The organism is Herbaspirillum sp. FG34 (assembly GCF_057809315.1).
Genome location: NZ_JBMDJS010000003.1, coordinates 35473 through 60571, shown reverse-complemented (window position 1 = coordinate 60571; position 25099 = coordinate 35473). Strand labels below are relative to the sequence as shown.

The following is a 25099-nucleotide window of genomic DNA, read 5'->3' as shown; positions in this document are numbered from 1 at the left end:
GCACAGTAATGAAAAAACAGATTTTTTTTGATTTGTAATTACCTACTACATAAGTCGGGTATTTTTCGCTACAAATTTGCGTAAATTCCGTTTTATCGGGGTACAATCGCTGCCACTTTCCTGCACTCTCGACTGTCGAAGAGTGAGCAAAACCCGCCGCCAGCAAGGGGGCGGGCAGGGTGACCGGGCTCTCTGAGCCGGTCGCCACCGACAAGACCGCCGTACTGCCGACTGGCGTGTGCATCCCGCCGGCTCCGTGCAACGACGATCCTGCCGTGCCAACCGAATTCATCAACTTGTGGCATTGGAGGTAGCATATGAACCAACCCCTCATGGCAGGCATTCCCGCAGTCAATGCGCCCGCCTGCGTCAAACACCAGAAACTGATCAACTGGGTCGCCGAAATCGCCGCGCTGACCAAGCCGGCTCGCATTTACTGGTGCGATGGTTCGCAGGAAGAATACGACCGCCTGTGCGCGGAAATGGTTGCCGCCGGCACCATGAAGAAGCTCAACGAAGCCAAGCGTCCCAACAGCTACCTGGCCTGTTCCGATCCGTCGGATGTGGCGCGCGTGGAAGACCGCACCTTCATCTGCTCCAAGAACAAGGAAGACGCCGGCCCGACCAACAACTGGACCGATCCGGCCGAGATGCGCCAGACCTTGAATGGTCTCTTCGACGGCTGCATGGCCGGCCGCACCCTGTACGTGGTGCCGTTCTCGATGGGTCCGCTGGGTTCGCCCATCGCGCACATTGGCGTGGAACTGTCGGACTCGCCCTATGTGGCGGTGAACATGCGCATCATGACCCGCATGGGCAAAGCCGTGTACGACGTGCTGGGCAGCGATGGCGAGTTCGTGCCTTGCGTACACACCGTGGGCGCGCCGCTGGCGGCTGGTCAGAAGGATGTGGCCTGGCCGTGCAATGCCACCAAATACATCGTCCACTATCCGGAAACCCGCGAGATCTGGTCCTACGGTTCGGGCTACGGCGGCAACGCGCTGTTGGGCAAGAAGTGCTTCGCCCTGCGCATCGCCTCCACCATGGGCCGCGCCCAGGGCTGGCTGGCCGAGCACATGCTGATCCTGGGTGTGGAATCCCCGGAAGGCAAGAAGCACTACGTGGCCGCCGCCTTCCCCTCGGCCTGCGGCAAGACCAACTTCGCCATGCTGATCCCGCCCAAGGCCTTCGGCGGCTGGAAGGTCACCACCATCGGTGACGACATCGCCTGGATCAAGCCGGGCGCCGATGGCCGCCTGTATGCCATCAACCCGGAAGCCGGCTATTTCGGCGTGGCCCCGGGCACCAACGAAAAGAGCAACTACAACTGCATGGCCTCGGTGTCGGCCAATACCATCTTCACCAACGTGGCGCTGACCGATGATGGCGATGTCTGGTGGGAAGGCATGACCAAGGAAGCGCCGGCGCACCTGATCGACTGGCAGGGCAAGGACTGGACCCCGGAAATCGGCAAGGAAACCGGCCGCAAGGCAGCGCACCCGAACGCCCGCTTCACCGTCGCAGCCACCCAGAACCCGGTGATCGATCCGGCCTGGGACGATCCGGCCGGCGTACCGATCTCGGCCTTCATCTTCGGTGGTCGCCGTTCCACCACCGTGCCGCTGGTGACTGAAGCCCGCAACTGGGTTGAAGGCGTCTACATGGCCGCGACCATGGGTTCGGAAACCACCGCTGCGGCCGTCGGCCAGCAGGGCGTGGTGCGCCGCGATCCGTTCGCCATGCTGCCGTTCGCCGGTTACAACATGAGCGAATACTTCCAGCACTGGCTGGACATCGGCAAGAAGATCGCTGCTTCGCCCGCCGAGCTGCCCAAGATCTACTGCGTCAACTGGTTCCGCACCGATGCCGACGGCAAGTTCGTCTGGCCCGGCTTCGGCGACAACATGCGCGTGCTGAAGTGGATGCTGGACCGCATCGAGGATCCGCAGGGCGTCAAGACTGGCGGCGTCGAGCATCTGTTCGGCCTCACCCCGCGCTTCGATGACCTGCAATGGGAAGGCCTGGACTTCAGCGCCGAACAGTTCACCACCATCACCTCCATCGACAAGGCCGCCTGGGTCAAGGAACTGGAGCTGCATGCGGAACTGTTCGACAAGCTCAAGCACAAGCTGCCGGCTGAACTGCAAGGTGTCAAGGACAAGCTGGAGAAGAAGCTGGCAGCCTAGGGCCTGTTCACACTGAATCTGCGAGATGCGTTGCCCCCAGAAGGCGTGGTGGCAAGGCGCGCGTCAGGGCTGGTGGTGGTGCCACCAGCCCTGACGTGCAACGCGGCCAGCGCGCCTTCTGGGGGCAACCCTCCGGGAGAGGCCGCCAAGCGTCGCCTGCCGTTGTTGCAGCTCCTTGCCGTGGCACCACCACGGCGCGTCGCCGCGCCTAGGCAGTCAACGCTTGGCGACCTCTCGCACTCGCAGATTCAGTGGGAACAGGCCCGAAGCTGACCGGTTCGGAGAAGACAGGAAGCGCCTGCCGCAGTGATGCGGCGGGCGTTTTCTTTTCTTGCTGCCGCGGTTCGCTGATCTGTGAGGTGGCGCTTCTCCTGAATGCTCACCCGGGCATCAGCAAGGTCAGCGGCATGAGCGCCGCCCGCAATGCCTCCGGCAACGCCACCGGCCTGCGGCTGCCACGATCCACGTACACGTGCACGAAGTGGCCTTGCGCTGCGGCAGTGTCTTCACCCGCCTTGAAGATGCCCAGCTCGTAACGCACGCTGCTGCGGCCCAGATGCGCCACCCGAACACCCACTTCGATCAAGTCCGGAAAAGCGACGGAAGCGAAATAGTTGCACTGCGTTTCAATGACCAGCCCGATCACTTCTCCCCGCTCGATATCCAGCACACCCTGCTGCACCAGGTAATGGTTCACGGCGGTATCGAACCAGCTGTAGTAGATGACATTGTTGACGTGGCCATAAACGTCGTTGTCCATCCAGCGCGTCGCAATGGCGTGAAAATGCGGGAAATCGGCGCGGCGGCCGGGTTGGGGACGGTGCTCGCTCATCGGTTCATCAGAGTCAGGATTGGTCGGCTTGTGCACCTGCACAAGAATGGCGTGCTTGCAGTAACATTGCTTCCACTTCCGGTCGTGCCCGCTGCAGGGCGCTGCCGGAAGTGTTCCATCTTAAGCGATCATGGTTGGCAATTGGCCAGTGTCGTGCTTGCATCTGCGCGGGCCGACGCCATGTGTTTGTGGTGACCGCGCCGTTTGCGCTCGCCGGCGCTGCCGATAGCCGGATCCTCAAGACTGATAGTTAAATCCAATCAAAAGTATTGATTAAATAAAATTGATCTATTTTGTTGGGCGTTCTACTATTCATCCCATCGCTTCACTCAACCCCCCTTTAAAAGGAAATCGACAATGTCCCTGATCAACACCACTATCAAGCCGTTCAAGGCAACCGCTTACCACGATGGCAAGTTCGTCGACATCACCGAAGCCACCCTGAAGGGCAAGTGGTCCGTGTTCGTGTTCTACCCGGCCGACTTCACTTTCGTGTGCCCGACCGAGCTGGAAGATCTGGCCGACAACTACGCTGAATTCAAGAAGCTGGGCGTTGAAATCTACGGCGTGTCCACCGACACCCACTTCGCTCACAAGGCATGGCACGACACCTCGGAAGCCATCAAGAAGGTCCAGTACCCCCTGGTGGGCGACCCGACCGCGACCCTGGCACGCAATTTCGAAGTGCTGATCGAAGAAGAAGGCCTGGCACTGCGCGGCACCTTCGTGATCAATCCGGAAGGCGAAATCAAGGTCATGGAAGTGCATGACAACGGCATCGGCCGTGACGCTTCGGAACTGCTGCGCAAGGTCAAGGCCGCCCAGTACGTCGCATCGCACCCGGGTGAAGTCTGCCCCGCCAAGTGGGAAGAAGGCGCCGCCACTCTGAAGCCGTCGCTGGACCTGGTCGGCAAGATCTAAGCAACATCCCGCCGTATCGCGCCAGCCAAGCGCTGTTCTCCGGCTGGCGCTGCACTGAATATCCCGCAGTATCCGTCCTGACCCGCTCCCCCCGGGCAAGCGGCCGACCCCCACAAGGGCGAGGCCGTGGTCAGGGCGACCCTAGAATCTCTCAACGAGGAAGTAATCATCATGCTTGATGCCAATCTCAAGACCCAATTGAAGGCCTATCTGGAAAAGGTCAGCCACCCGATCGAGATCGTCGCGTCGCTCGATGATGGCGCCAAGTCCCGTGAGATGCAGGAACTCCTGCAAGACATCGTGCTGCTGTCGGACCGCATCAAGCTGGTCGAGCAACGCGGTGCCGATGCCCAGGGACGTACCCCGTCCTTCAAACTGAACCGCCCCGGGACCCACATCAGCGTCGAATTCGCCGCGATCCCCATGGGCCACGAATTTACCTCCCTGGTGCTGGCCCTGCTGCAAGTGGGCGGCCACCCGGTCAAGCTCGACGACAAGGTCATCGAGCAGATCAAGAACCTGGACGGCGACTATCGCTTCGAGACCTACGTCTCGCTGACCTGCCAGAACTGCCCGGAAGTCGTGCAGGCGCTCAACGTGATGTCCATCATCAATCCGCGCATCCAGTCGGTGACCATCGATGGCGCACTGTTCCAGGGAGAAGTCGAGCAACGCCAGATCATGGCCGTGCCGACCGTCTACATGAACGGTGAAGTCTTCGGCCAGGGCCGTACCGGTGTGGAAGAGATCCTCGCCAAGCTCGACACTGGTGCCGCTGCCCGCAAGGGTGAAGAACTGAGCGCCAAGGAGCCGTACGACGTGCTCATCGTCGGCGGTGGCCCCGCCGGTGCAGCCGCTGCCATCTATGCAGCGCGCAAGGGCATCCGTACCGGCGTGGTGGCCGAGCGTTTCGGTGGGCAGGTGCTCGATACGCTGGCCATCGAGAACTTCATCTCGGTGCAGGAAACCGAAGGTCCGCAATTCGCGACCGCGCTGGAACAGCACGTGCGGGCCTATGACGTCGACATCATGAACGTGCAACGCGCTGAGGCATTGGTGCCGGGCGACAAGCTGATCGAAGTGAAGCTGGCCAATGGCGGCGTGTTGAAGGGCAAGACCGTGATCCTCTCCACCGGTGCCCGCTGGCGCAACGTCAACGTGCCGGGCGAGCAGGAATACAAGAACAAGGGCGTGGCCTATTGCCCGCACTGCGATGGTCCGCTGTTCAAGGGCAAGCGCGTGTCGGTGATCGGCGGCGGCAACTCGGGCGTGGAAGCGGCCATCGACCTGGCCGGTATCGTCGCCCATGTGACCCTGATCGAGTTCGCAGCTGAACTCAAGGCTGATGCCGTGCTGGTACGCAAGTTGAAGAGCCTGCCCAATGTGACCATCGTGACCTCGGCGCAGACCACCGAGATCACCGGCGATGGCCAGCGCGTCAACGGCATCAGCTACAAGGAGCGCGAGAGCGGCGAGATCAGGCATGTGGAACTGGAAGGCGTGTTCGTCCAGATCGGCCTGGTGCCCAACACCGAATGGCTCAAGGGAACCCTGGCCTTGTCCAAACACGGCGAGATCGAGATCGATGCCAAGGGACAGACCTCGATTCCGGGCGTCTTCGCCGCAGGCGACGTGACCACCGTGCCGTACAAGCAGATCGTCATCGCCGTGGGTGCAGGTGCGACGGCAGCCCTGTCGGCCTTCGATCACCTGATCCGTTCGTCGGCCGATGACGTGGCCCCGGCAGTGGCCAAGGAAGCCGTGGCTGCCTGAGCCAGCTCAGTCTGGAAGTCCGCAAGTTGAAACGCCACCGCTGAGACGGTGGCGTTTTTTTTTTGCGCGGACGAAGCTCGCACGAGGGCATGAAAAAACGCCATCGGTTTCCCGATGGCGTTTTGCATGGTGCAACTGCCTGTGGCTCGATTACTTGAACATCAGACGCAGCGAATCCCAGGCACGACCGATGAAGCCCGCCGGGCCCACCGATTCCAGTGCGATCACCGGCAGTTCGGCCACGGTCTTGTCGTCGATGGTCACCTTCAGGGTGCCGACCTTGGCGTTTTCCGAGATCGGGGCGATCAGCGGATCATTGCGCTCCAGCTTGGTCTTGACCTTGTCGGCCGTGCCCTTGGGGATGGTGATGTAGACGTCGTTCTTGAAGCCGACCTTGATCTTGCTCTGCGAACCCTTCCACACGTCAGGCGTGTCGACGGCCTGGCCCTTGGCGTAGAGCTTGACGGCATCGAAGTTCTGGAAGCCCCAGTTGAGCAGCTTCTGGCTCTCCTGAGTGCGGACCGCGTCGGAGACGGTACCGATCACCACCGAGATCAGGCGACGCTCGCCGTTGGGCACCGGGCGATGGGCCGAGGTGATTAGCGAATAACCGGCGCTGGAAGTGTGACCGGTCTTCATGCCGTCCACCGTCGGGTCCAGCCACAGCAGACGGTTGCGGTTGGGCTGGGTGATGTTGTTGTAGGTGAACTTCTTGACCGAGTAGTAGCGCTTGTAATAGTCGGGGAAGTCGTTGATCAGGTTGCGGCACAGAATCGACAGGTCGCGCGCCGTGGTATAGGTCTCCGGGCTGGGCAGACCATGCGGGTTGCTGAAATGGGTGTTGGTCAGGCCCTGGCGCTGGGCTTCACGGTTCATCAGCTGCACGAAGGCGTCTTCGGTGCCGGAGACCGCTTCGGCCACGGCCACGGCGGCATCGTTGCCCGACACCGAGATCAGGCCATAGAGCAGATTGTCGATGGAGACCGGCTTGTTGGGCTCGATGAACATCTTGGAGCTGCTCGGATCAACCTTCCAGGCATTGACCGAGACATTGACTTCCTGCTCCAGGCTCAGGCGCTTGTCGCGCAGCGCGGCGAAGGCCAGATAGGCGGTCATCAGCTTGGTCAGCGAGGCCGGTTCCACACGGGTGTCGGCCTCACTGGAGGCGATCACCTGGTTGGCCGAGGCATCGAGCAGCAGCCAGCTCTTGGCCGCCACGGTCGGCGGCGGCAGGCTTTGGGCGGAGGCGGTGACGGCGGAAAGGGAAAGGACGGTTGCGGCGAATGCCGCGAGAAGCTTTTTCATCGGTGCCTAAGAAAAATTGCCAGCACGGGGGGACATCGTAGCTGTTGGTTTGAAAAGAGGGTGAGGCAGGACGGATCAGTCGGGTTCAATCAGTGCGAACAGCCCGGCAAAGGCTCGCTGCTTCTGACTGGCTGGTCGCACTGAATTATAAAACGTCATGCGGCATCGTTCCCAATTGAATGAATCTTCATCCCCGAAAATCCCCTCACGATACCGGCATGGCGCCCTGGGCTCGCCTCGCGCAGCGCCGCCATGGCTTCGGGATGGACGTCGGACTTGTTGGAAACGTTCAGGCCTGAAGCTGCGCCGGGCGGCGATGCCAGCTTTCGACCACGACATTTTTGATATGTTGCAGCTTGCGGTGAAAAAAGTGATCCGAGCCCGGAATCACTACGACCGGCAGCTCCTGAGGGCGCGCCCAGTCCAGCACGGCGGACAGGGGAATGGTGTCGTCCTGCTCGCCGTGGATCAGGATGGTATTGGCCGGTGCCGGTGGCATGGGCCACTTTCCGGCCGCCGTGCCCACCAGTACCAGTCGCTCGGCGGCGCTGGCCGCATCCTGCTGCAACAGGCGCTGCTGCAATTGCGCCTGGACGAAGGTGCCGAAGGAGAATCCTCCCAGCGCCAACGGCAGCTCGGGATATTGGGTGCGCATGTGCTGCAGCAGCAGGGCCATGTCATCGGTCTCGCCGGCGCCATGGTCATGCACGCCTTCGGACTTGCCCACGCCGCGGAAATTCATGCGCACCGCTACGTAGCCCAGCGCCAGGAAGGTACGGGCCAGGGTTTGCGCGACTTTGTTGTCCATGGTGCCGCCGTAGAGCGGATGCGGATGGGCCACCAGGGCCAGGCCGACCGGCGCGGCAAATTGCTCGGGGTCCGGCAGATCAAGCGCGCATTCGAGCTGGCCGACGGCACCGGCGATCTGGAAGTGTTGGGTATGTACGTTCATGGCGTGCGGGAAAACGGATGAGGGAAGCTTGCTGCGACGGGCATGGCGGGCCGCAGCATGCTCAAAGTTTCATATCGTCAGATTTTCAGGCGATCCACGACCTTGCCGCCGACGATGTGGCTGTCGATGATCTCGTCGATGTCTTCATTGTCGACGTAGGTGTACCAGGTGCCTTGCGGGTAGATCACCACGACCGGGCCTTCCTCGCAGCGCTCCAGGCATCCGGCCTTGTTGATGCGGACCTTGCCGGGCGCGGACAGGCCCAGTTGCTTGATGCGCTTCTTGGCATGTTCCTGGGCCGCCTGCGCGCCCTTGTCGGCACAGCAGGTACGTTCGCCCGGCTGGCGCTGGTTCAGGCAGAAGAAGACGTGATGTTCGTAGAAGGGTTGCTCTTGATCGCTCATGGGATGACCTGTGGAGAGTGGCGACGGTGCCGGTGCGGGCCGGCAAAGCGTCAATGATACACCTCGCTCAAGCCGGCCTGCGGTGCACCGGATGGAGCAGGAACCAGATCGCCAGGAAGGGCCACAGCACCGAGAGGAACTGCGCGGCGCCGTCGAAGTTGAGGAATTTGCCCTGCACCCAGGTTTCCAGCGTGGAAATGTAATAGGGATTGGCCGGGACCGCATTGGTCACCATCAGGCTCAGAATCAGCGCCAGTGCGGCCACCCGACGCTGTGCCGTGGGCGGCGCCCAGGCCAGCCCGACGATCATCATGGTCCCCAGCATGATGCCACCCACGGCGCTGGGCGAAATCCACACGAAGGCGTTCTGCGGTGCGAAGAAGAGGGCGCAGGCCAGTGACTTGGTGGCGATGCAGGCCAGCAGGTACAGCGCCACCAGCCGGCGACGCGGAGCCTGACGCCGCATCAGCAGCAGCACCAGCAGGGCCGCGCCGGTCAGGCCGCAGGCGGTGACGATGACGTCGGCCAGCCAGTATTGTTCGGCACTCGGCTGCACGCTGTTGAGCCAGGTGGTGGCCAGGTCGATGGGGGTATCGAACAGATCGGAGAACAAGGCCGACAGCGGCGGCACCAGGTGGCCCAGACCGAACAGGTGATTCTGTGGAAAGATCAGCGCCAGCGGCCACAGGCCGGCCACCACCAGGCCCCGGCTGGCTTCGCTGGAGAACCAGCGGCGGCGCAGCAGCAGGAAGCGGCTCTCGTGCAGGAAATAACGGCTGCAGGCTGCTCCCAGCAGGGCGCCCAGGGCCACGCCCAGCGCGTTGGTCAACAGGTCGAGGTTGGAGGGTACACGGGTCGGCAGATAGGTCTGGACCGCCTCCATGCAGGCCGACAGGAGCGTGCCGGCCAGTATGGCCGGCCACACCGCCCACCAGGGACGCAGGTGCGGATGCAGGGCCAGTACCAGCAGCAGGCCCACCGGCACGTAACCGGCGACGTTGGTCCAGACATCGAACACGGTCCAGTAGTAGGGCAGGCGCGCGCCCAGATAATCAAAGGGCATGAGCCCCATGTCACGCCAGCCGGAGAAGGGATACCAGCTGGCATAGACGATCAGCAGCGTATAGACCAGCAGGCTCACGCGCGCGAACGAGGAGGCCGCCGGCGCACTGGCCGGGGCAGCAGGAGGCTCGCAGCGGGAGTCGGGTGGAACGGGCATGGGCCAGAGGGTAACCGATTTCGCAAGAGGTGGTCGCTGCCGGCCATCGTCTTTACCTTTGCCTTTGTCTGGCATCCGGCATCCCGCGTCAGCCCGCTCTGCCGTTACAATGCGCGCATGACACTGACTTTTCCCATGCCCGCCGAGCCTGACTCGGCGCCGCTGGTGCGTCCAGAGCGCATCGGCATGCTCCTGGCCGGTTCCGACCCCCAGGGCCAGCAACGTATCGATGTCGAAGCCGTGGCCGTGACCGGCTCCACCAATGTCGACCTGATGCAGCGCCTGTCCACCCTGCAGCGCCCGCTGCTGCTGGTGGCCGATCGCCAGAGCGCCGGTCGTGGCCGCGCGGGACGCCCCTGGCGTGCCGCGGCGGAAGATTCGCTGACCTTCTCACTGGCCTGGCGCCTGCAGCGGCCCACGCACGCGCTGCTGGGCTTGCCGCTGGCCGTCGGTGTGGCCCTGGCCGAGGCGCTGGAAGTGTTCGGTATCCGCCCGCAGTTGAAATGGCCCAATGACGTCCTGCGCGATGGCGCCAAGCTGGCCGGTATCCTGATCGAGACCGCCGCCGACGGCCGCCAGGGCGAGGCCACCTGGGCCGTCATCGGCATCGGCCTGAACCTGGCGGTACCACCAGGCCTGGAAGATGAACTGCAGCGCGCGGTCGGGGCTGCGCCCGAACTGAAGAAGCCGCCGCGCGAGACCGTGCTGGCCATCATCGCCAGCGCCCTCGCCGGCGTTCTGGAGGAGTTCGAGGCGCGCGGCTTCGGGGCCTTCGTCAAGCGCTGGGAAGCCTTCCACGCCTATGCCGGGCAGGCCGTCAAGATCGTCGAGAATGGCCGCGTCCTGCAGGAAGGCACCGCGATGGGCGTGGACATGATGGGCCGCTTCCTCATCGAGACCGAGAGCGGACAGGTCGAGATCCTGGCCGGGGATGTCTCGTTGCGGCTGCAAGACGCATGATGCTGCTGGTCGATGCCGGCAATACCCGCATCAAGTGGGCGCTGGTGGCCGATGCGGACCGTGGCGCCGCCCCGCCCTTGCCGTGGCGGCAGCAAGGCGCGGTGGAGCGTGCCGGGGTCGAGGCGCTGGCGCAGGACTGGGCGGGGCTCACCGGCCTGATTGCCAGCGATGCGGACCTGCAGGTCGCCGTCTCCAATGTTGCCGGACCGGCCTTGCGGGATCGCCTGCAGGTCATCTTGTACGCCGTCTTCGGGCCGCGTGTGATCATCGAATGGTTTGCCTCCACGCCCGAGCGGGCCGGCATACGCAATGGCTACCGCCATCCCGGCCAGCTGGGCTGTGACCGCTTTGCCGCAGCCATCGGTGCGCGCTCGCTGTTTCCCGATGAGCAGTTGCTGGTAGCCACATGCGGTACGGCCACGACCATCGACGTCATCAGCGCCGAGGGCGTGTTCGAAGGCGGCATGATCCTGCCGGGCTTTGGCACCATGGCCACCTCGCTGGCCCTCAATACGGCCCAGTTGCCCCGCATCGATGGCGCGGCGCCACCCGAGCGGATGTTTGCCGACAATACGGTCGATGCCATCGTCGCCGGCTGCATCGCAGCCCAGGTAGGGGCCATCGAGCACGCGCTGGCCGAGCGCCGCCGCCGGCATCCCGGCGCAGCCTTGCGCTGCCTGCTGGCCGGTGGCGCGGGGATACTGCTGGCGCCTTACCTGGCGCTGGGCGATACGCCGCTGGAAAAGGTGGATAATCTGGTGCTCATTGGCCTCTATACGGCCATGAACCATGGACGCTGAACGCCTGTCCATGCAGGCAGACAAATCAATCAGGGCAAGGAAGACTGGGCGCGGATGAAGCTGAAACTGCTTTTTTGGCTGTTGCTGGTGGGTAACGTGGTCCTGTTCGGGCTCTCACGCGGTTATTTTGGTGCCAGCGCGACCGAACGGCGTGAACCGCAGCGCCTGACCCAACAATTGCGGCCCGAGCTGTTGAGCCTGCTGCCGGCCAATAGCGAGAAGCTGGCTTCGCAACTGCGCGCGCAAGCTGCGCCGGCGCCCGCCGCCGGTACCGATGCCGCTGCGACGGCCACGCCTGTGGCCCCCGATGCACCGACGCCGGCCGCGACAGCCGCGACGGGGGCAACGACGGCACCGACAGCACCGACAGCATCGACAGCACCGACAGCACCGACAGCACCGACAGCACCGACAGCGGCGACCCCGCAGCTTGCTGCGGTCACCCCTTCCTGTACCGAAGTCGGCAACTTCACTGCCGCCGATGCCCGCCGCTTCTCGGAACAACTGGCCAGCCTCAAGCTGGGCGACAAGGTGGTCCAGAAACTGACTCAGGACGTCACCAGCCATATGGTCTTCATCCCGCCTCAGGATGGTCGCGACGGTGCCGAGCGGCGTATTGCCGAGCTGCGGCGCCTGGGGATCGGCGATTTCTATGTCATTCCGGACAGCTTCCCCAATCCGGCGCTGCGTAACGGCGTCTCGCTGGGCATCTTCCGTACCGAAGAGGCGGCCAAGGCGTATGTCGGCCAACTGATCTCGCGCGGCGTGCGCAGCGCGCGCATCATCGCGCGTCGTTCGGGGGCCGGCAAACAGGTGTTCCAGCTGCGTGATCTGAGCCCGGAAGCCCGCACCGCGCTGGACAATATCAAGAGCGCCTTCCCGGATCAGGAAATCCGCGCCTGCGGCGCCTGAGCGCGGCGGCGTTGTCTGGATCGCACACGTCCCGTGTTGCAGTGCGAAGCCGGGCGGCTTTCCATGTAAAATCGCGTCCCTAACCGCATCACCCCATCACCCATCACTTTTTCCTCATCGCATCGACAGGACATTGCCATGACCACCGACCTCACCCACGTAGCCCCCCAGATCAAAGCCGAAATCCTGGCCGAGGCGCTGCCGTATATCCGCAAATTCCACGGCAAGACCATCGTGGTCAAGTACGGCGGCAATGCGATGACGGAAGAAAGCCTGAAGCACGGCTTCGCCCGCGACGTGATCCTGTTGAAGCTGGTGGGCATGAACCCGGTGGTGGTCCACGGCGGTGGCCCGCAGATCGATGCAGCGCTCAAGAAGATCGGCAAGCAGGGTACTTTCGTGCAGGGCATGCGCATTACCGATGAAGAAACCATGGAAGTGGTGGAGTGGGTGCTGGGCGGTGAAGTGCAGCAGGACATCGTGATGCTGATCAATCACTACGGCGGCCAGGCGGTGGGCCTGACCGGCAAGGATGGCGGCCTGATCCGCGCGCGCAAGATGCAGATGCCGGACAAGGAGCATCCCGGTGCCTTCCTGGACATCGGCTACGTGGGCGAGATCGAAGCCATCAACCCGGCGGTGGTCAAGGCGCTGCAGGATGATGCCTTCATCCCCATCATCTCGCCCATCGGGTTTGGTGACGATGGCCAGGCCTACAACATCAATGCCGATGTGGTGGCCGGCAAGATCGCCGAGATCCTGCATGCCGAAAAGCTGATCATGATGACCAACATCGCCGGCGTGCAAGACAAGGCCGGCAACCTGCTGACGGACCTGTCGGCGCGCGAGATCGACGAGATGTTTGCCGACGGCACCATCTCCGGCGGCATGCTGCCCAAGATTTCCTCGGCCCTGGATGCGGCCAAGTCGGGCGTGAACACGGTGCACATCATCGACGGCCGCATCGAACACTCGCTGCTGCTGGAAGTGCTGACCGAACAGGCTTTCGGGACCATGATCCGTTCGCACTGATCGCATCGATCGCCCTGCAGCGCAGAGGTGACGAAAAAGGGATGAGTTTGCGCTCATCCCTTTTTATTTATCCACAGCGCTTTCAATAGAGTTAATAGAGTTGTGTTACCTGCAATCCCTTCTTGGCGAGCAAGGCCGGCACGCTGTCAGGTCCGACCAGATGCAGGATACCGATGGCCGCGACCGCATGATCGTGCTCACTGAGCAGTTCGGTAATGCCTGCGGCCAGGCCCGGATTGCGTTTGCGCAGCAGCGTGTCCACCGCAAAGCGGCTGGTGAAGCTGTCATCCTGCTGCATCTCCTGCAAGGCGGCAGCAAAGCCGGCACTGTCGGCGCGACGCCAGGCGCCGACCAGGCGGTCCAGCTTGCGGGTGAGGTCGGCATCGTCCAGTTCCTGCAGGGTGTCGGCCAGGAATTGCCCCTGCTGGGCCGGGGTCAACTGGCTCAACAGACTCATCTGGCGCTCGGCGCTTTCCAGTTCCACGATCTTGCCACCATGGGCGCGCACGGTCGCGGCCAGGTGGCTGTCCACAGCCAGGTCGGTACGATAGCCATGGCGCACATATTCCTGCACCGTCAGGGCCATGGCCAGCATCCATGGGCGCATCTGCTGTACGCTCTCGGGGGATAGACCGAAACGCTGCAGCGTGGTCTCGGTGCGCTGACGCAGCGCCGGGTCGAGCTGATCCAGCAGGTGCTGTCCGGCGGGATAGAGCGCATGACGCTGCACCGCGCTCTGCATGGCAGCGGCGTTCTGCGGGTCCAGCTCCAGCGCCAGCACGGGGGTGGTGGTCAAAGCCTGTTGCAGCGTCGGTTCGAGCGGGTAGAAATCAGGGGCGCCGACGTGGATGGTGCCAAACAGCAGCAGCGTGTGGCGGCCATCCGAGACCTGGTAGAGCGCGCCGCGCGGCGGGGCGGGTGGGGAGGTCTCCGCAGGCGTGGCCGCGCGGGCAGGGCAGAGCAAGTTCAGGCAGGACAGCCAGGTCAAACTCACTATAATCAAGCGTTGCATCAATCCGGTCACTGCTGGCCTTTCTTTCCTAGCTTGCTGAAGGTGCGCCCCCGTCATGGCGGCGCGCCGGTCTTTTTATGGCGTCCAATACTACACCGCTCTGGTTGTTCGATCTCGACAACACTCTGCACAACGCCTCGCACGCGATCTTCCCCGCCATCAATACCAACATGAACCGCATCATCAAGCGCGTGCTGGACAACGATGGGCAGCCCAGCGACGAGGCGGCGGTCAATTACCTGCGGCGGCATTACTGGAAGCTCTACGGCGCTACCCTCCTGGGTCTGGTGCGCCACCATGGCCTGGGCGTGGATGAGTTTCTGCACGAAGCCCATCTCTTCGATGACCTGCCCGGCATGGTCCGTGCCGAGCGTGGCATCGGGCGCTGGCTCGCGCAGTTGCCGGGGCAGAAGATCCTGCTGACCAATGCACCGCGCCGTTATTCTCGGGAGCTGGTGCGCCATTTGGGACTGCACCGGCATTTCTCGCATCACATCTCCATCGAATCCATGCACGTGCATCGCCAGCTGCGGCCCAAGCCCTCGCGCATCATGCTGCGCAAGCTGCTGGCGCGCCACAAGGTGGCCCCGCATCGCTGCATCCTGGTGGAAGATACGGTAGATAACCTGAAGAGCGCCCGCGAGCTGGGTGTGCGCACGGCGTGGGTGACCCAGTATCTGCGCGGCAGTCAGGCCCTGCTGGGGCACATGGGCGGGCAGCGCGCGCTGAGTCGCTTGCCGGGTTTTGTCGATGTGAAGGTTCGTTCAGTGCGGCAGTTGCCGCGACGGCTGGCGGCGCTGGGGGCTGCTCGCTGACGTGAAGGGATTTGTCAAAAGTCAGTCAGCGCAATCGGCGCACCAACCCTTGATGGTCAGTTCCACTTCGTGACTCTGGAAGCCTTTGCCCAGGGTCTTGCGCAAGGCCGATTGCAGTTGCGCGGCGGTGGAGCGGTGGCGGTCGGCGTCGGGCAGGACGGTGGCCAGGAAGTCGGTGCCATCGCTGGCATCCAGGCAGAACACGCGATTGCAGCGGGTGCATTTGAAATGGCCGTGCTGGTGCTGCTTGCCTTGCGGATGGTCGTGCAGGCCGTGCTCAGGATGATCGGCGCCGGCGCTGTAGCGGAAGATGCGGTCGTCGCTGGAGATCTTGTGCGCCAGACCGGCTTCGGTCAGGCAATCGAGGGCACGGTAGAGCGTGACCCGGTCCATGTCGGCGAAGCGATCCTGGATATCTTGATGAGAGGCAGCGCTGCGGGTTTCCAGCAGGGCGCCCAGCACGTTGACGCGGGCTTGCGTCACGCGCACCCCGGCCTCGCGCAACTGTGCCTCGGCGAGCGCAGTCACCGTCGCGGCCTGGACGGCGGTGCTGGCGGGAGCGGAAACGGCGGCTTTGGCTTTCATGGTCGGCATGGGCGGTTGGGCTGGGCCAGGGGACTGGCGAAAGAAGCTAAAGAAACGAGGCGCGCGACACGCGCAAGCCTCCATTCTAGCCGATGCCGGCCCGGCGCTCGTTCGGTATCGGTCGGTGGCTATTTCCCGCCGCCTTTGCGGGCACGCGGATGGGCCTGGTCATAGACCTGGGCCAGGCGCTGGAAGTCCAGTGCGGTATAGACCTGGGTCGCGGTGATGGAGGCGTGGCCCAGCATTTCCTGCACCGCCCGCAGGTCGCCCGAACTTTGCAGGACGTGCGAGGCGAAGGAGTGGCGCAGCATGTGCGGATGCACGTCGGCAGGCATGTCCACCCCTTTGCCATGGGCCTTCAGGCGCAGCTGCGTGACTCGGGGCGACATGCGGGCGCCGCGTTCATTGATAAATAACGCATGCACATCCGTGCCGCCATCGGCCTTGACCAGAGCGGCGCGCAAGGGCAGCCAGTCGCGGATTGCCTGCAGGGCAGCCTGGCCCACCGGGACCTTGCGCTTCTTGCCGCCCTTGCCTGTGACCGTGACCTCGGCCTCGTCCAGGTCGATCCAGCCAGCGGATTCATAGCTGCCCTCGCGGAGGTCGGCCACATCGATGCCGACCAGCTCCGAGACACGCAATCCGCTCGAATAGAGCAACTCGAACATGGCCCGGTTGCAGGCGGCCAGGGTGGAGTCTGGATCGCGCGCCGGATCGGCCTGCGATACCAGGCGGATGGCGTCATCGGCCGGCAGGGCCTTGGGCAGGGGTTTGCTTTTCTTGGGAGGCTTGACGCCATCGACCGGGTTGGCCGGCATCGCCTGTTCCAGCGCCAGCCAGGCGAACAGGCCACGCCATGCCGACAGCTTGCGCGAGATGGAGCGCGCATTGAGTCCGCGCGCATGCAGGCGCGCGGCGCATTTGCGGATCTGGACCTGGGTCACGCGCTGCAGCGCAGGTTCAGGGGCATCCGGAGGCGCATCCGCAGGCGCCAGCAGGGCGCGCAACTCCTGCAGGTCGCGCGCATAGCCATCCAGCGTATGCGGCGACAGCTTGCGCTGGCTGCGCAGGAAAGAAAGATACTGTGCGATCAGGGAAGAAGCCGGGGAAGTGCCGCCATCCATGCCGTGACTCCCCCTGGGTGAGAGCGCTCAGCGCAGCAGGCAGGCCAGGGCGGCGCTGCCGGTTTCGCCGATGCGGGTCAGGAAGTCGGTCCCCATGTCGGCCGTGAAGCGATTCGGATCGGGCGAGCCCAGGACCAGCAGACCGAAGGCTTCGGGGGCCGCGCCCACGCGCAGGGGCAGCATGGCGAGCGATTTGACGGAGCTCGCATCGTCCAGCCAGGTGGCGGCTTCGAAATCCTTGTTGGGGCCGCAGAAGGGCGCAGCCAGGCCATTGGCGAAGATGCGCGCGTCCTCCGAGACTTCCTGTGTGGCCCAGTTGTCGGCGTGGGTGGGGCCCAGGTTCCACAGGCGTACCGTCACTTGCGGCACGTGGAAGATTTCCTGCAGCCGGTCCACCAGCACGCGCGGCAGGTCGGCGGCATCGCGCGTCAACAGCAGTGCGCGGCTCCATGCCTGGAACTTGCTGGTGATCTCGTCGTTTTCCTGGGCGATGCGCATCAGGTCGGCCATGCGCAGTTCCTGTACCCGGATCTTTTCGCGCAGGATTTCCATCTGGCGTTCCTGTAGCGAGACGGCACGGCCCATGACCGGGCTGGTCAGCTTGACCGTCGAAAGCAGTTCCGCATGCTCCTCGAAGAAGTGCGGGTGGTCGAGCAGGTAGTCGGCAATCAGGCTGGAATCCAGTTCGGTGGTCATCTTCGCGGGGTCTGTGTTGGGGTGCCGGCTGCGCGCGGGGAGGGTGCGCCGGAAATATCGCGAGATTATCCTCGCTATCGGACACACTGACAATCATCGGCGCCGTTCTCCGCAGAAGCACGGGGCGATCGTGCCGGATGGGAGCAAAAAGAAAGAGGCCTGCATGATTGCTCATGCAGGCCTCTTCCGGTACGACTCAGGTTCAGATCAGGTTGAAACCGATGTATTCACACCGGTCTCAGCTCCATGAATTAGAACTTGTGACGGATACCAACGGCAACAGCGGTTTGGCTGTTGTCGGCGCTGCCGATGGTGGCAGTGCCAGTTGCATCACCGAACACGCCGGTGTTGGCCATGTCCTTGGCGTGGATGTTGGCGACGAATGCGTACAGGTCGGTACGCTTGGACAGCCAGTAGTCAGCGCCCAGGCTAACTTGGGTCAGCTTGCCCTTGGAGGACGAGTTGAAGTCAGCACGGGTGTGGGTCACTGCGCCCAGCAGCTTCAGCGACGGGCTCAGGGAGTAGGCGGTACCCAGTTCATAGATATCGGCCTTGCTGGCCACGCCCAGGGTCTTCGAAGCCAGAGCGGTCGGCGAAGTGGTGTTCAGGTCTTGCTTGACGCGCGAGTAGTTACCGTACACGCGGGCCGGGCCGAACTGGTAGGAAGCCACGACGTTCAGGGCCTTCAGGGCGCTGTTGCCAGCTTGAGTGGCGCTAGCGGTCGACAGCAGGGAGGTATCCGAAGGAGTTGCACCTTGCTTGGACTGGTAGTAGTTGATGCCCAGACCCAGGGGACCATTGTCGTACTTGCCGCCGATGCCGAAGGACTGACCAGCGGTGGTCTTGCCAGCGGTTTCGCCGAAGCCGTAGATCAGGTTGCCGGTGAAGCCGCTCAGGTTGGCGGTGGTGTAGGCAATCGAGTTGTTGGTACGGGTGCCTTCCAGGCGATCCAGGTTGTGGCCGACGGCGCCAACCACGCTACCGAAGTCGTTCACGGAGGTGTAAGCGGAGATGGTGTCAGCGAAGTCGGTTTGACGGCCCAGGGTCACGGAGCCGAAGCCACCCGACAGACCGACGATCGACTTGCGGCGGAACAGGTTGGTGGTACCGGTGGTGCCATCTTGACCGTTCAGAGCGCCGTTGTCATTGTTGAAGCCGGTTTCCAGTTGGAACAGGGCCGACAGACCGCCGCCCAGATCTTCCACGCCCTTGAAGCCGATACGCGAACCTTGGATGACGCCGGAGTTCACGCCGAACTTGCTGCCGGTGCTGCCGGTGCCGGCAGTGTTGACAGCCTTGCTGGTGTAAGCGAGACCGGTATCAACGATACCGTAGATAGTAACGGAGCTTTGTGCTTGAGCAGCACCTGCGAACGCGCCGAGGACGGCCAGTGCCAGCAGAGATTTTTTCATTTGACATCCTTCTATAAAAATAGTCTTGAGGATCCGTACTTCTGGTCGGATGGTGAGACATTAAGGGTTCTCATTTGGCGTGGCCGCAGATTGGTCACGTGGAGGGCGGAATTTTGGTTGAAAGCGTCAATCCACTGGAGGAGTGTTGTTTTTTTCAAACGCTTTCCTGCCCGTCAATGCCGGACAGGCAAATTTTGGCTTGCACCTTGTCACTCATTAACGGCATGGCAGGGGAGAACTTGATCCGTCCCGTCTCGTCAATCGATCTGTTGTTAAAACGATTCATTTAGATACTTTTCGAGGGAATTTTAAAAAAATGTCGATTGTGGGTCATAATTTTGGCTTTCTGACCTGATGTGGAGGGTGGATGGCCAACCGCGAGGACCTTGCAATCATCCGCGCAGCACGTGCCGGAGAGGCAGCGGCGCAACTGACCCTGGGCAAGCGTTATCTGTTTGGCGGCAATGGTTTGCCGCAAAGTCCCGGGACTGCGTACCACTGGCTGGAGCGGGCCGCACGGCAGGGGCAGGCCGATGCCTGGATGCTCATAGCCCAACATATTCCGTATGAAGTGGTGCTCCAGCTTGCCCGGCCGCACGAAGCGGCACAGTGGTATGAACGTGCGTTCGACGATGGTTTCACCCGGGCCGGCCTGGTGCTGGCCCGACTGGTGCTGGAGCATCCGTCCGGCACGGCCGCTGCCAGCGCCGAACAGAAGGCGCATGCCCTGCGTGCGCTGGAAGTGGTGGCCGGCGAGGGCAATGCCGATGCCCAGTGGCTGCTGGCGCGCCAGGGCGAGCGCATGCCGGCCCCGGAGGCGGCAGCCGTCGCGCTCAAACCTGAACAATTGCAGCAGTGGACGCAAAAGGCCGCCGATGCCGGCATCGAGCAGGCCCAGCATGCGCTGGCTGACAGTGCCTGGCGTCAGTCTGACGCGGCCGCCTTCCAGCAGCGCGCCCAACCGCTGGCCGATGCCTTGTTGCGTCAACACGAATCCGGCATGGCCCAGCTCAATGCACCGTCCGAGGCGCTGGCCGCTGCCTTGGGCCAGCAGAACATCCTTCTGCTGCGTCGCCTGGCGCAGGTTCATCTGGAGGACAAGCGTCCCGACCTGCCGCGGGCGCAGCAATTGCTGGAACTGGCTGCGCTGGCCTGTGATCGCGATGCGCAGCTGGCCCTGGGCCTGCTGTATGGCCGGGTCGACGAATCCGGCGCGCGGCGTTTCGCCGGGCAGGGTTCGGCCAATTACAAGAAGGCGATCCGCTGGCTGACCCTGGCCGGGGAGCAGGGGATGGCTGCGGCATGGTATGTGCTCTCGCGTATTTATCTGAAGCCCGAATTTTCGCAGCGCAATCTTGCCGACGTGCAGCATTACCTGGAGCGCGCCGCCGAGATGGGCCATGTGGACGCCCAGCTGGAATGTGGCGTGGGCGCCTGGCGCAACCGGCGCGATGATCCTGCCAACGATGTACGCGCCCTGTACTGGCTGCAAAAGGCCGCCACCCAAGGCGCGCAAGAAGCCCAGGCCCTGCTGGACAAGGTGGCTGATCGCCCGCAGGCCGCCGCCTGGGCCGTACAGGCGCGCGCGCAGATGAGCCGCGAGCAGGTCAACGCCCATCCTTTCCTGGCCGCGCGCATCGAGTTGGCCATGCTGTTCGGCCTGACCCGCCCGGAAGCTCTGCTGGTCGACCTGAAACAGGCCGATTGCGGCCACTGTCTGATGATCGACATCCGCAGCCAGTACGCACGCAGCAAGCGGCGGCTCATCATGGTGGAGACCGGCGAGCAGCGCGGTGCGCTCAACCGTATCGGACGACTCTTCGAAGACATGGACTGCGGGCCTAGCGGCCCTGAAGGCAACTACCGCCAGCGGCTGTATCGCCTCAAGACCCTTTTGCCTCAGTCGCAGGAAGACGAGGAAACCGAGGCGCAGGATCTGGCTGCCTGAATCCGATGCTGCCCGGTCAACGAAAAACGGCTTGCCGCTCGGCAAGCCGTTTTCTCATGGCCGCACCCTGCGGTCGCTGCAGGATCAGAGCGAATCGGGCAGTTCGATCTCGCCTTCAAAGACGGTCACCGCCGGCCCGGTCATCATCACCGGTTCGCCCGGGCCGGCCCAGGCGATGTTGAGCACGCCGCCATGCGTCTGGACCGCCACCGGCGAATCCAGCAGGCCACGGCGCACACCCGCCACCACCGCCGCACAGGCACCGGTGCCGCACGCCAGGGTTTCGCCCGCGCCGCGTTCGTAGACGCGCAGGTTGATGTGGTGGCGGTCCACGACCTGCATGAATCCGGCATTGACGCGCTTGGGGAAGCGTTCATGGTGTTCGATCAGCGGGCCGTCCACCAGCACCGGGGCGGCTTCGCTGTCTTCCACCACTTGCACGGCGTGCGGATTGCCCATCGATACCACCGAGATCCACGTCGTCTTGCCGGCCACTTCCAGTGGCCACAGCGTATCGTCGGCTTCAGTCCGGTACTGCAGGTTGCGGCTGTCGAAGGGCACGTCAGCGGGCGTGAGGATGGGGGCGCCCATGTCCACGGTAATCTGGCCATCTTCTTCCAGGCGCGGCTCAATCACGCCGGACATGGTTTCCACGCGGATGGCGCGCTTGTCGGTGAGCCCCTTTTCGGTGACGAAGCGCACGAAAGCCCGCGCACCATTGCCGCATTGCTCGACCTCGCCGCCATCAGCGTTGTAGATACGATAACGGAAATCCACACCGGCGCCTTGCGCCTTTTCCACCACCAGCATCTGGTCGGCACCGATGCCGAAGCGACGATCGGCGATGAACTGCCACTGGGCGGGCGTGAGCGAAATGGCCTGGTTCACGGCATCAAGCACGACGAAATCGTTGCCGGCACCGTGCATCTTGGTAAATTTGATTTTCATCACATCATTATAAGTACGTGCAGCCCTTTTCAAAGGGCTGCAGGATGGCCGGTGTCAGTGCTGGCCCTTGCGGTAGAGGTCTGGTTCACCCGGCGGGCGGTTCTTGAAACGCTTGTGCGCCCAGAAATATTCAGCCGGGGCTTCCAATACGCGTTCTTCGATGAAGGCATTCATGCGCCGCGTGGCGGCCACGATATCGTCGCCCGGATAGTTTTCCCAGGCCGGATGGAAGGTGGTCTTCCAGCCGCGATAGCCGGGCAGGAAAGTCGTGATCACCGGTACCACCGAGGCCCCGGTGGCTGCGGCGATGCGGGCAGTGGCCGTCAGGGTGGCGGCGGGCACACCGAAGAAGGGGACGAATTCGGCATCACGGGTGCCGAAATCCATGTCGGGCAGCATGATGAAGGGCAGCCCTTCGCGCATGGCCCTAATGATGGGCTTGACCCCCTTCTCGCGCGCCAGCAGCGTGACTGGTCGAAAGCGCGAGCGGCCCTTTAACAGGGCCTGATCCACCACCTCGTTCTGCTGGCGGGCGTAGATGGTGCAGACCGAATAATCCGAATTGAGCACCAGCGCGATACCGGGAATTTCCAGGCAGACGAAGTGCGGACACAGCAGGATGGTGGGACCCTTGTTCAGCGTCTCGAAAGGAATGCCGGGCTCGACCTGGATGAGGCGCTTCAAGCGAGACTCTGGCGCCCACCACAGGATGCCGCGTTCCAGGGCGCTGCGGGCGTAGGCCTGGAAGTGGCGGCGGGCGATCAGGCGACGCTCCTGCTCGGTCTTCTCGGGGAAGCACAGGCGCAGATTGATGAGCGTGATACGGCGGCGCGGTCGCATATAGAGATAGAGCAGCCAGCCCAGCGCCTCGCCCAGCCGCCCGAGGATGGGCAGCGGCAACCAGTGCAGCAGCCACATCAGCCCGATCAGGAGCCTCATTGCGCAGCTCCCGGCGGGTTGACGCCAGGGGGCGTCTTGTAGCGGTTGTAGCTCCAGATGTATTGCGCCGGGCAGCGGGCGATCAGCTTTTCCATGGCCGCGTTGATGGCGCGGGCTTGCTGTTCGGGCGTCTGGCCCAGTTCACCCTCGAAGGGCACGAAGTGGATGGCATAACCCCGTCCCCAGGACAAACGGTCGGCATAGGCCAGGATGATGGGGGCACCGCTCATCTGTTGCAGCTTGGCCGGCAGGGTCATGGTGTAGGCCGGCTTGCCGAAGAAGTCGGCCCACACGCCTTCGCCGTTCTGCGGCACCTGGTCCGGCAGCAGGCCGATGGCCTGACCATTCTTCAAGGCCTTGAGCAGGATACGCACGCCGGACAGGTTGGCCGGCGCCAGATGCAGGTTGGCGCGGGCACGGGCACCTTCGATGAGCGGCTTGAGCGCGGCCTTGCGCGGCGGGCGGTACAGTACGCTCAGGCTGTCATGGCGCGCTACCGACTGCGCCGAAATCTCGAAACAGCCCAGGTGCGGGGTCAGGAAGACGACGCCGGCCTTGGCATCCAGCGCTTGCTGGACCAGCTCCCAGTTGACGATGCGCGCCGTACGCAGTACCCGCTTGGGGCTCGCGCACCAGATGAAGGGCAGCTCGAACATGCCCTTGCCGGCTTCGCCGACGGATTTCCATAGACTGCCGCGATGACCTGCCAGGGTGATGTTGTCGGTCAGGCGGCGGCGATAGGACGGCGAGAGCAGGAACACCAGCCATCCCACCCCCACGCCGAGGGCATGCAAGGCCGGTAACGGCAGGAAAGAGAGCAGGCGGAATAAAGAAACGAGCATACTTGCCGATAACAGAAAGGCGGAGTTGCTCCGCCGTCAAATTGCAGAAAAATGCAAGAGGCGTAAAATAGCACATGCCGTCGAGTTAATGACAACTTGCGAGACGGGGTACAAATTTCGCTAAAGCGTCGCAGGCACGACTAACGATGGGCCGCGACATTGGTAAATCGTTTTCAGTCAGAGGCTTGCATGACCACAGAATATCTCTTCACTTCCGAATCCGTTTCCGAAGGCCATCCCGACAAGGTCGCCGACCAGATCTCGGATGCCATCCTGGACGCGATCTTCACCCAGGACCCATATTCCCGCGTTGCCGCCGAGACCCTGTGCAACACTGGTCTGGTGGTGCTGGCCGGTGAAATCACTACGCGCGCCAACGTCGACTACATCGATGTGGCCCGCGAAACCATCAAGCGCATCGGCTACGACAACGCCGACTTTGGCATTGACTACAAGAGCTGCGCCGTGCTGGTCGCCTACGACAAGCAATCCCCCGACATCGCCCAGGGCGTCGACGAAGGTCGCGGCGTTGACCTGGAGCAAGGTGCCGGCGACCAGGGCCTGATGTTCGGCTACGCCTGCAACGAAACCCCGGAACTGATGCCGGCGGCGATCTATTATGCGCACCGCATCGTCGAGCGCCAGTCGCAGCTGCGCAAGGATGGCCGCCTGCCCTGGCTGCGTCCGGACGCCAAGTCGCAGGTCACGCTGAAGTACGTGGATGGCAAGCCGGTGGCCATCGACACCGTCGTGCTGTCGACCCAGCATGCGCCCGAGATGGAGCAGAAGGACATTCACGAAGCCGCCATCGAGGAAATCATCAAGCCGGTACTCCCGGCCGAGTGGCTCAAGAACACCCGCTACCTGATCAACCCGACCGGCCGCTTCGTCATCGGTGGCCCGCAAGGCGACTGCGGCCTGACCGGCCGCAAGATCATCGTCGATACCTACGGCGGTGCCGCACCCCATGGTGGTGGCGCCTTCTCCGGCAAGGACCCGTCCAAGGTCGACCGTTCGGCCGCCTACGCCGGCCGCTACGTGGCCAAGAACATCGTCGCCGCCGGCCTGGCCGAGCGTTGCCAGATCCAGGTGTCCTATGCCATCGGCATCGCCAAACCGACCTCGGTGATGGTGACCACCTTCGGTACCGGCAAGATCAGCGATGAAAAGCTGGCGCAACTGGTGCAGGAACACTTCGACCTGCGCCCCAAGGGCATCGTGCAGATGCTGGACCTGCTGCGTCCGATCTACGCCAAGACTGCCGCCTACGGCCACTTCGGCCGTGAAGAGCCGGAATTCACCTGGGAGCGCACCGACAAGGTGGCTGCCCTGCGCGCTTCGGCTGGTCTGTAAGAAAGCCTACCCGGCGCGGGCCGGGTGAGGCGCGAATGAAGCCGGAAAACGGGCGGGTGAAGATCAATTCACCCGCCTGTTCCAAGGATTGACTAACGGCGGCCCCGCGCTACAATGCTGTTCCTCGCG

At 63.3% G+C, this 25099-nt stretch carries 23 protein-coding genes; 10 read left to right on the top strand and 13 right to left on the bottom strand.

The annotated features are described in order from the left end of the window. The first annotated feature begins 317 nt into the window (after positions 1-317). Complete coding sequence (locus tag ACODSZ_RS04455) at positions 318-2186, top strand: phosphoenolpyruvate carboxykinase (GTP) (RefSeq protein ID WP_488927116.1); 1869 nt, start codon at positions 318-320, stop codon at positions 2184-2186. 379 nt (positions 2187-2565) lie between these two features. On the opposite strand, the gene ACODSZ_RS04450 is transcribed toward ACODSZ_RS04455, so the two are convergent. After that, positions 2566-3018, bottom strand: a complete 453-nt coding sequence (locus ACODSZ_RS04450) for an acyl-CoA thioesterase (RefSeq protein WP_488927115.1) — start codon at positions 3016-3018, stop codon at positions 2566-2568. A 357-nt stretch (positions 3019-3375) separates the two neighbouring features. Between ACODSZ_RS04450 and ahpC the strand changes: the two genes are divergently transcribed. Both ahpC and ahpF read left to right on the top strand, forming a co-directional pair. Next, complete coding sequence (gene ahpC, locus ACODSZ_RS04445; protein ID WP_008332872.1) at positions 3376-3939, top strand: alkyl hydroperoxide reductase subunit C; 564 nt, start codon at positions 3376-3378, stop codon at positions 3937-3939. Positions 3940-4110: 171 nt separating this feature from the next. Continuing rightward, positions 4111-5712: an alkyl hydroperoxide reductase subunit F gene (gene ahpF, locus ACODSZ_RS04440; protein ID WP_008332866.1), complete on the top strand. Its 1602-nt coding sequence runs from the start codon at positions 4111-4113 to the stop codon at positions 5710-5712. Between the two features lie 150 nt (positions 5713-5862). On the opposite strand, the gene ACODSZ_RS04435 is transcribed toward ahpF, so the two are convergent. From ACODSZ_RS04435 to ACODSZ_RS04420, 4 genes are all read right to left on the bottom strand, one after another. Beyond that, positions 5863-7017, bottom strand: coding sequence for a D-alanyl-D-alanine carboxypeptidase family protein (locus ACODSZ_RS04435; RefSeq protein ID WP_175344854.1), 1155 nt, complete (start codon positions 7015-7017; stop codon positions 5863-5865). 289 nt (positions 7018-7306) lie between these two features. After that, positions 7307-7969, bottom strand: a complete 663-nt coding sequence (locus ACODSZ_RS04430; protein ID WP_241821259.1) for an alpha/beta hydrolase — start codon at positions 7967-7969, stop codon at positions 7307-7309. A gap of 77 nt (positions 7970-8046) precedes the next feature. Next, positions 8047-8373: a (2Fe-2S) ferredoxin domain-containing protein gene (locus ACODSZ_RS04425; protein ID WP_175344852.1), complete on the bottom strand. Its 327-nt coding sequence runs from the start codon at positions 8371-8373 to the stop codon at positions 8047-8049. A 67-nt stretch (positions 8374-8440) separates the two neighbouring features. Continuing rightward, entirely contained in the window at positions 8441-9592 is a 1152-nt protein-coding gene (locus ACODSZ_RS04420; protein WP_175344851.1) for a VanZ family protein, read from the bottom strand. Positions 9593-9709: 117 nt separating this feature from the next. Here ACODSZ_RS04420 and ACODSZ_RS04415 point away from each other — a divergent pair, with 117 nt between their 5' ends. From ACODSZ_RS04415 to argB, 4 genes are all read left to right on the top strand, one after another. Then, positions 9710-10552, top strand: coding sequence for a biotin--[acetyl-CoA-carboxylase] ligase (locus tag ACODSZ_RS04415; RefSeq protein WP_488927114.1), 843 nt, complete (start codon positions 9710-9712; stop codon positions 10550-10552). After that, on the top strand, positions 10549-11352 hold the full coding sequence (locus tag ACODSZ_RS04410; RefSeq protein WP_175344849.1) for a type III pantothenate kinase: 804 nt from the start codon (positions 10549-10551) through the stop codon (positions 11350-11352). Before ACODSZ_RS04415 ends, ACODSZ_RS04410 begins: the two co-directional genes overlap by 4 nt. A gap of 54 nt (positions 11353-11406) precedes the next feature. Continuing rightward, positions 11407-12264: a hypothetical protein gene (locus ACODSZ_RS04405; protein WP_488927113.1), complete on the top strand. Its 858-nt coding sequence runs from the start codon at positions 11407-11409 to the stop codon at positions 12262-12264. Between the two features lie 138 nt (positions 12265-12402). After that, positions 12403-13296 (top strand): acetylglutamate kinase, encoded by an 894-nt coding sequence (gene argB, locus ACODSZ_RS04400; RefSeq protein WP_008332843.1) that lies wholly within the window; start codon positions 12403-12405, stop codon positions 13294-13296. Positions 13297-13387: 91 nt separating this feature from the next. On the opposite strand, the gene ACODSZ_RS04395 is transcribed toward argB, so the two are convergent. Beyond that, complete coding sequence (locus tag ACODSZ_RS04395; RefSeq protein ID WP_488927112.1) at positions 13388-14290, bottom strand: TraB/GumN family protein; 903 nt, start codon at positions 14288-14290, stop codon at positions 13388-13390. A gap of 95 nt (positions 14291-14385) precedes the next feature. Here ACODSZ_RS04395 and ACODSZ_RS04390 point away from each other — a divergent pair, with 95 nt between their 5' ends. Then, positions 14386-15123, top strand: a complete 738-nt coding sequence (locus ACODSZ_RS04390; RefSeq protein WP_008332836.1) for an HAD-IA family hydrolase — start codon at positions 14386-14388, stop codon at positions 15121-15123. Between the two features lie 21 nt (positions 15124-15144). On the opposite strand, the gene ACODSZ_RS04385 is transcribed toward ACODSZ_RS04390, so the two are convergent. The 4 genes from ACODSZ_RS04385 to ACODSZ_RS04370 form a co-directional block, all read right to left on the bottom strand. Beyond that, positions 15145-15717, bottom strand: a complete 573-nt coding sequence (locus ACODSZ_RS04385; RefSeq protein WP_241821255.1) for a Fur family transcriptional regulator — start codon at positions 15715-15717, stop codon at positions 15145-15147. Positions 15718-15836: 119 nt separating this feature from the next. Next, on the bottom strand, positions 15837-16832 hold the full coding sequence (locus ACODSZ_RS04380) for a tyrosine recombinase XerC (RefSeq protein WP_488927111.1): 996 nt from the start codon (positions 16830-16832) through the stop codon (positions 15837-15839). Positions 16833-16859: 27 nt separating this feature from the next. After that, positions 16860-17528: a DUF484 family protein gene (locus ACODSZ_RS04375; protein ID WP_008332829.1), complete on the bottom strand. Its 669-nt coding sequence runs from the start codon at positions 17526-17528 to the stop codon at positions 16860-16862. Between the two features lie 251 nt (positions 17529-17779). Beyond that, positions 17780-18940 carry a porin gene (locus tag ACODSZ_RS04370; protein ID WP_175344844.1) on the bottom strand — a complete coding sequence of 387 codons (1161 nt, stop codon included), beginning with the start codon at positions 18938-18940 and terminating at the stop codon, positions 17780-17782. Between the two features lie 367 nt (positions 18941-19307). Here ACODSZ_RS04370 and ACODSZ_RS04365 point away from each other — a divergent pair, with 367 nt between their 5' ends. After that, a complete protein-coding gene (locus tag ACODSZ_RS04365) occupies positions 19308-20888 on the top strand; it encodes a tetratricopeptide repeat protein (RefSeq protein WP_488927110.1) in 1581 nt (526 codons plus the stop codon). A gap of 84 nt (positions 20889-20972) precedes the next feature. On the opposite strand, the gene dapF is transcribed toward ACODSZ_RS04365, so the two are convergent. Genes dapF through ACODSZ_RS04350 form a run of 3 tightly spaced genes read right to left on the bottom strand, consistent with a single transcriptional unit; the run spans position 20973 to position 23617 of the window. Further along, positions 20973-21836 (bottom strand): diaminopimelate epimerase, encoded by an 864-nt coding sequence (gene dapF, locus ACODSZ_RS04360; RefSeq protein ID WP_008332823.1) that lies wholly within the window; start codon positions 21834-21836, stop codon positions 20973-20975. Between the two features lie 54 nt (positions 21837-21890). Further along, positions 21891-22775, bottom strand: coding sequence for an LpxL/LpxP family acyltransferase (locus ACODSZ_RS04355; RefSeq protein ID WP_008332822.1), 885 nt, complete (start codon positions 22773-22775; stop codon positions 21891-21893). Next, entirely contained in the window at positions 22772-23617 is an 846-nt protein-coding gene (locus tag ACODSZ_RS04350) for a lysophospholipid acyltransferase family protein (protein WP_488927109.1), read from the bottom strand. The genes ACODSZ_RS04355 and ACODSZ_RS04350 overlap by 4 nt, the downstream gene beginning before the upstream one ends. Positions 23618-23806: 189 nt before the next feature. Here ACODSZ_RS04350 and metK point away from each other — a divergent pair, with 189 nt between their 5' ends. Beyond that, positions 23807-24970: a methionine adenosyltransferase gene (gene metK / locus ACODSZ_RS04345; RefSeq protein WP_008332820.1), complete on the top strand. Its 1164-nt coding sequence runs from the start codon at positions 23807-23809 to the stop codon at positions 24968-24970. Positions 24971-25099: the final 129 nt, after the last annotated feature.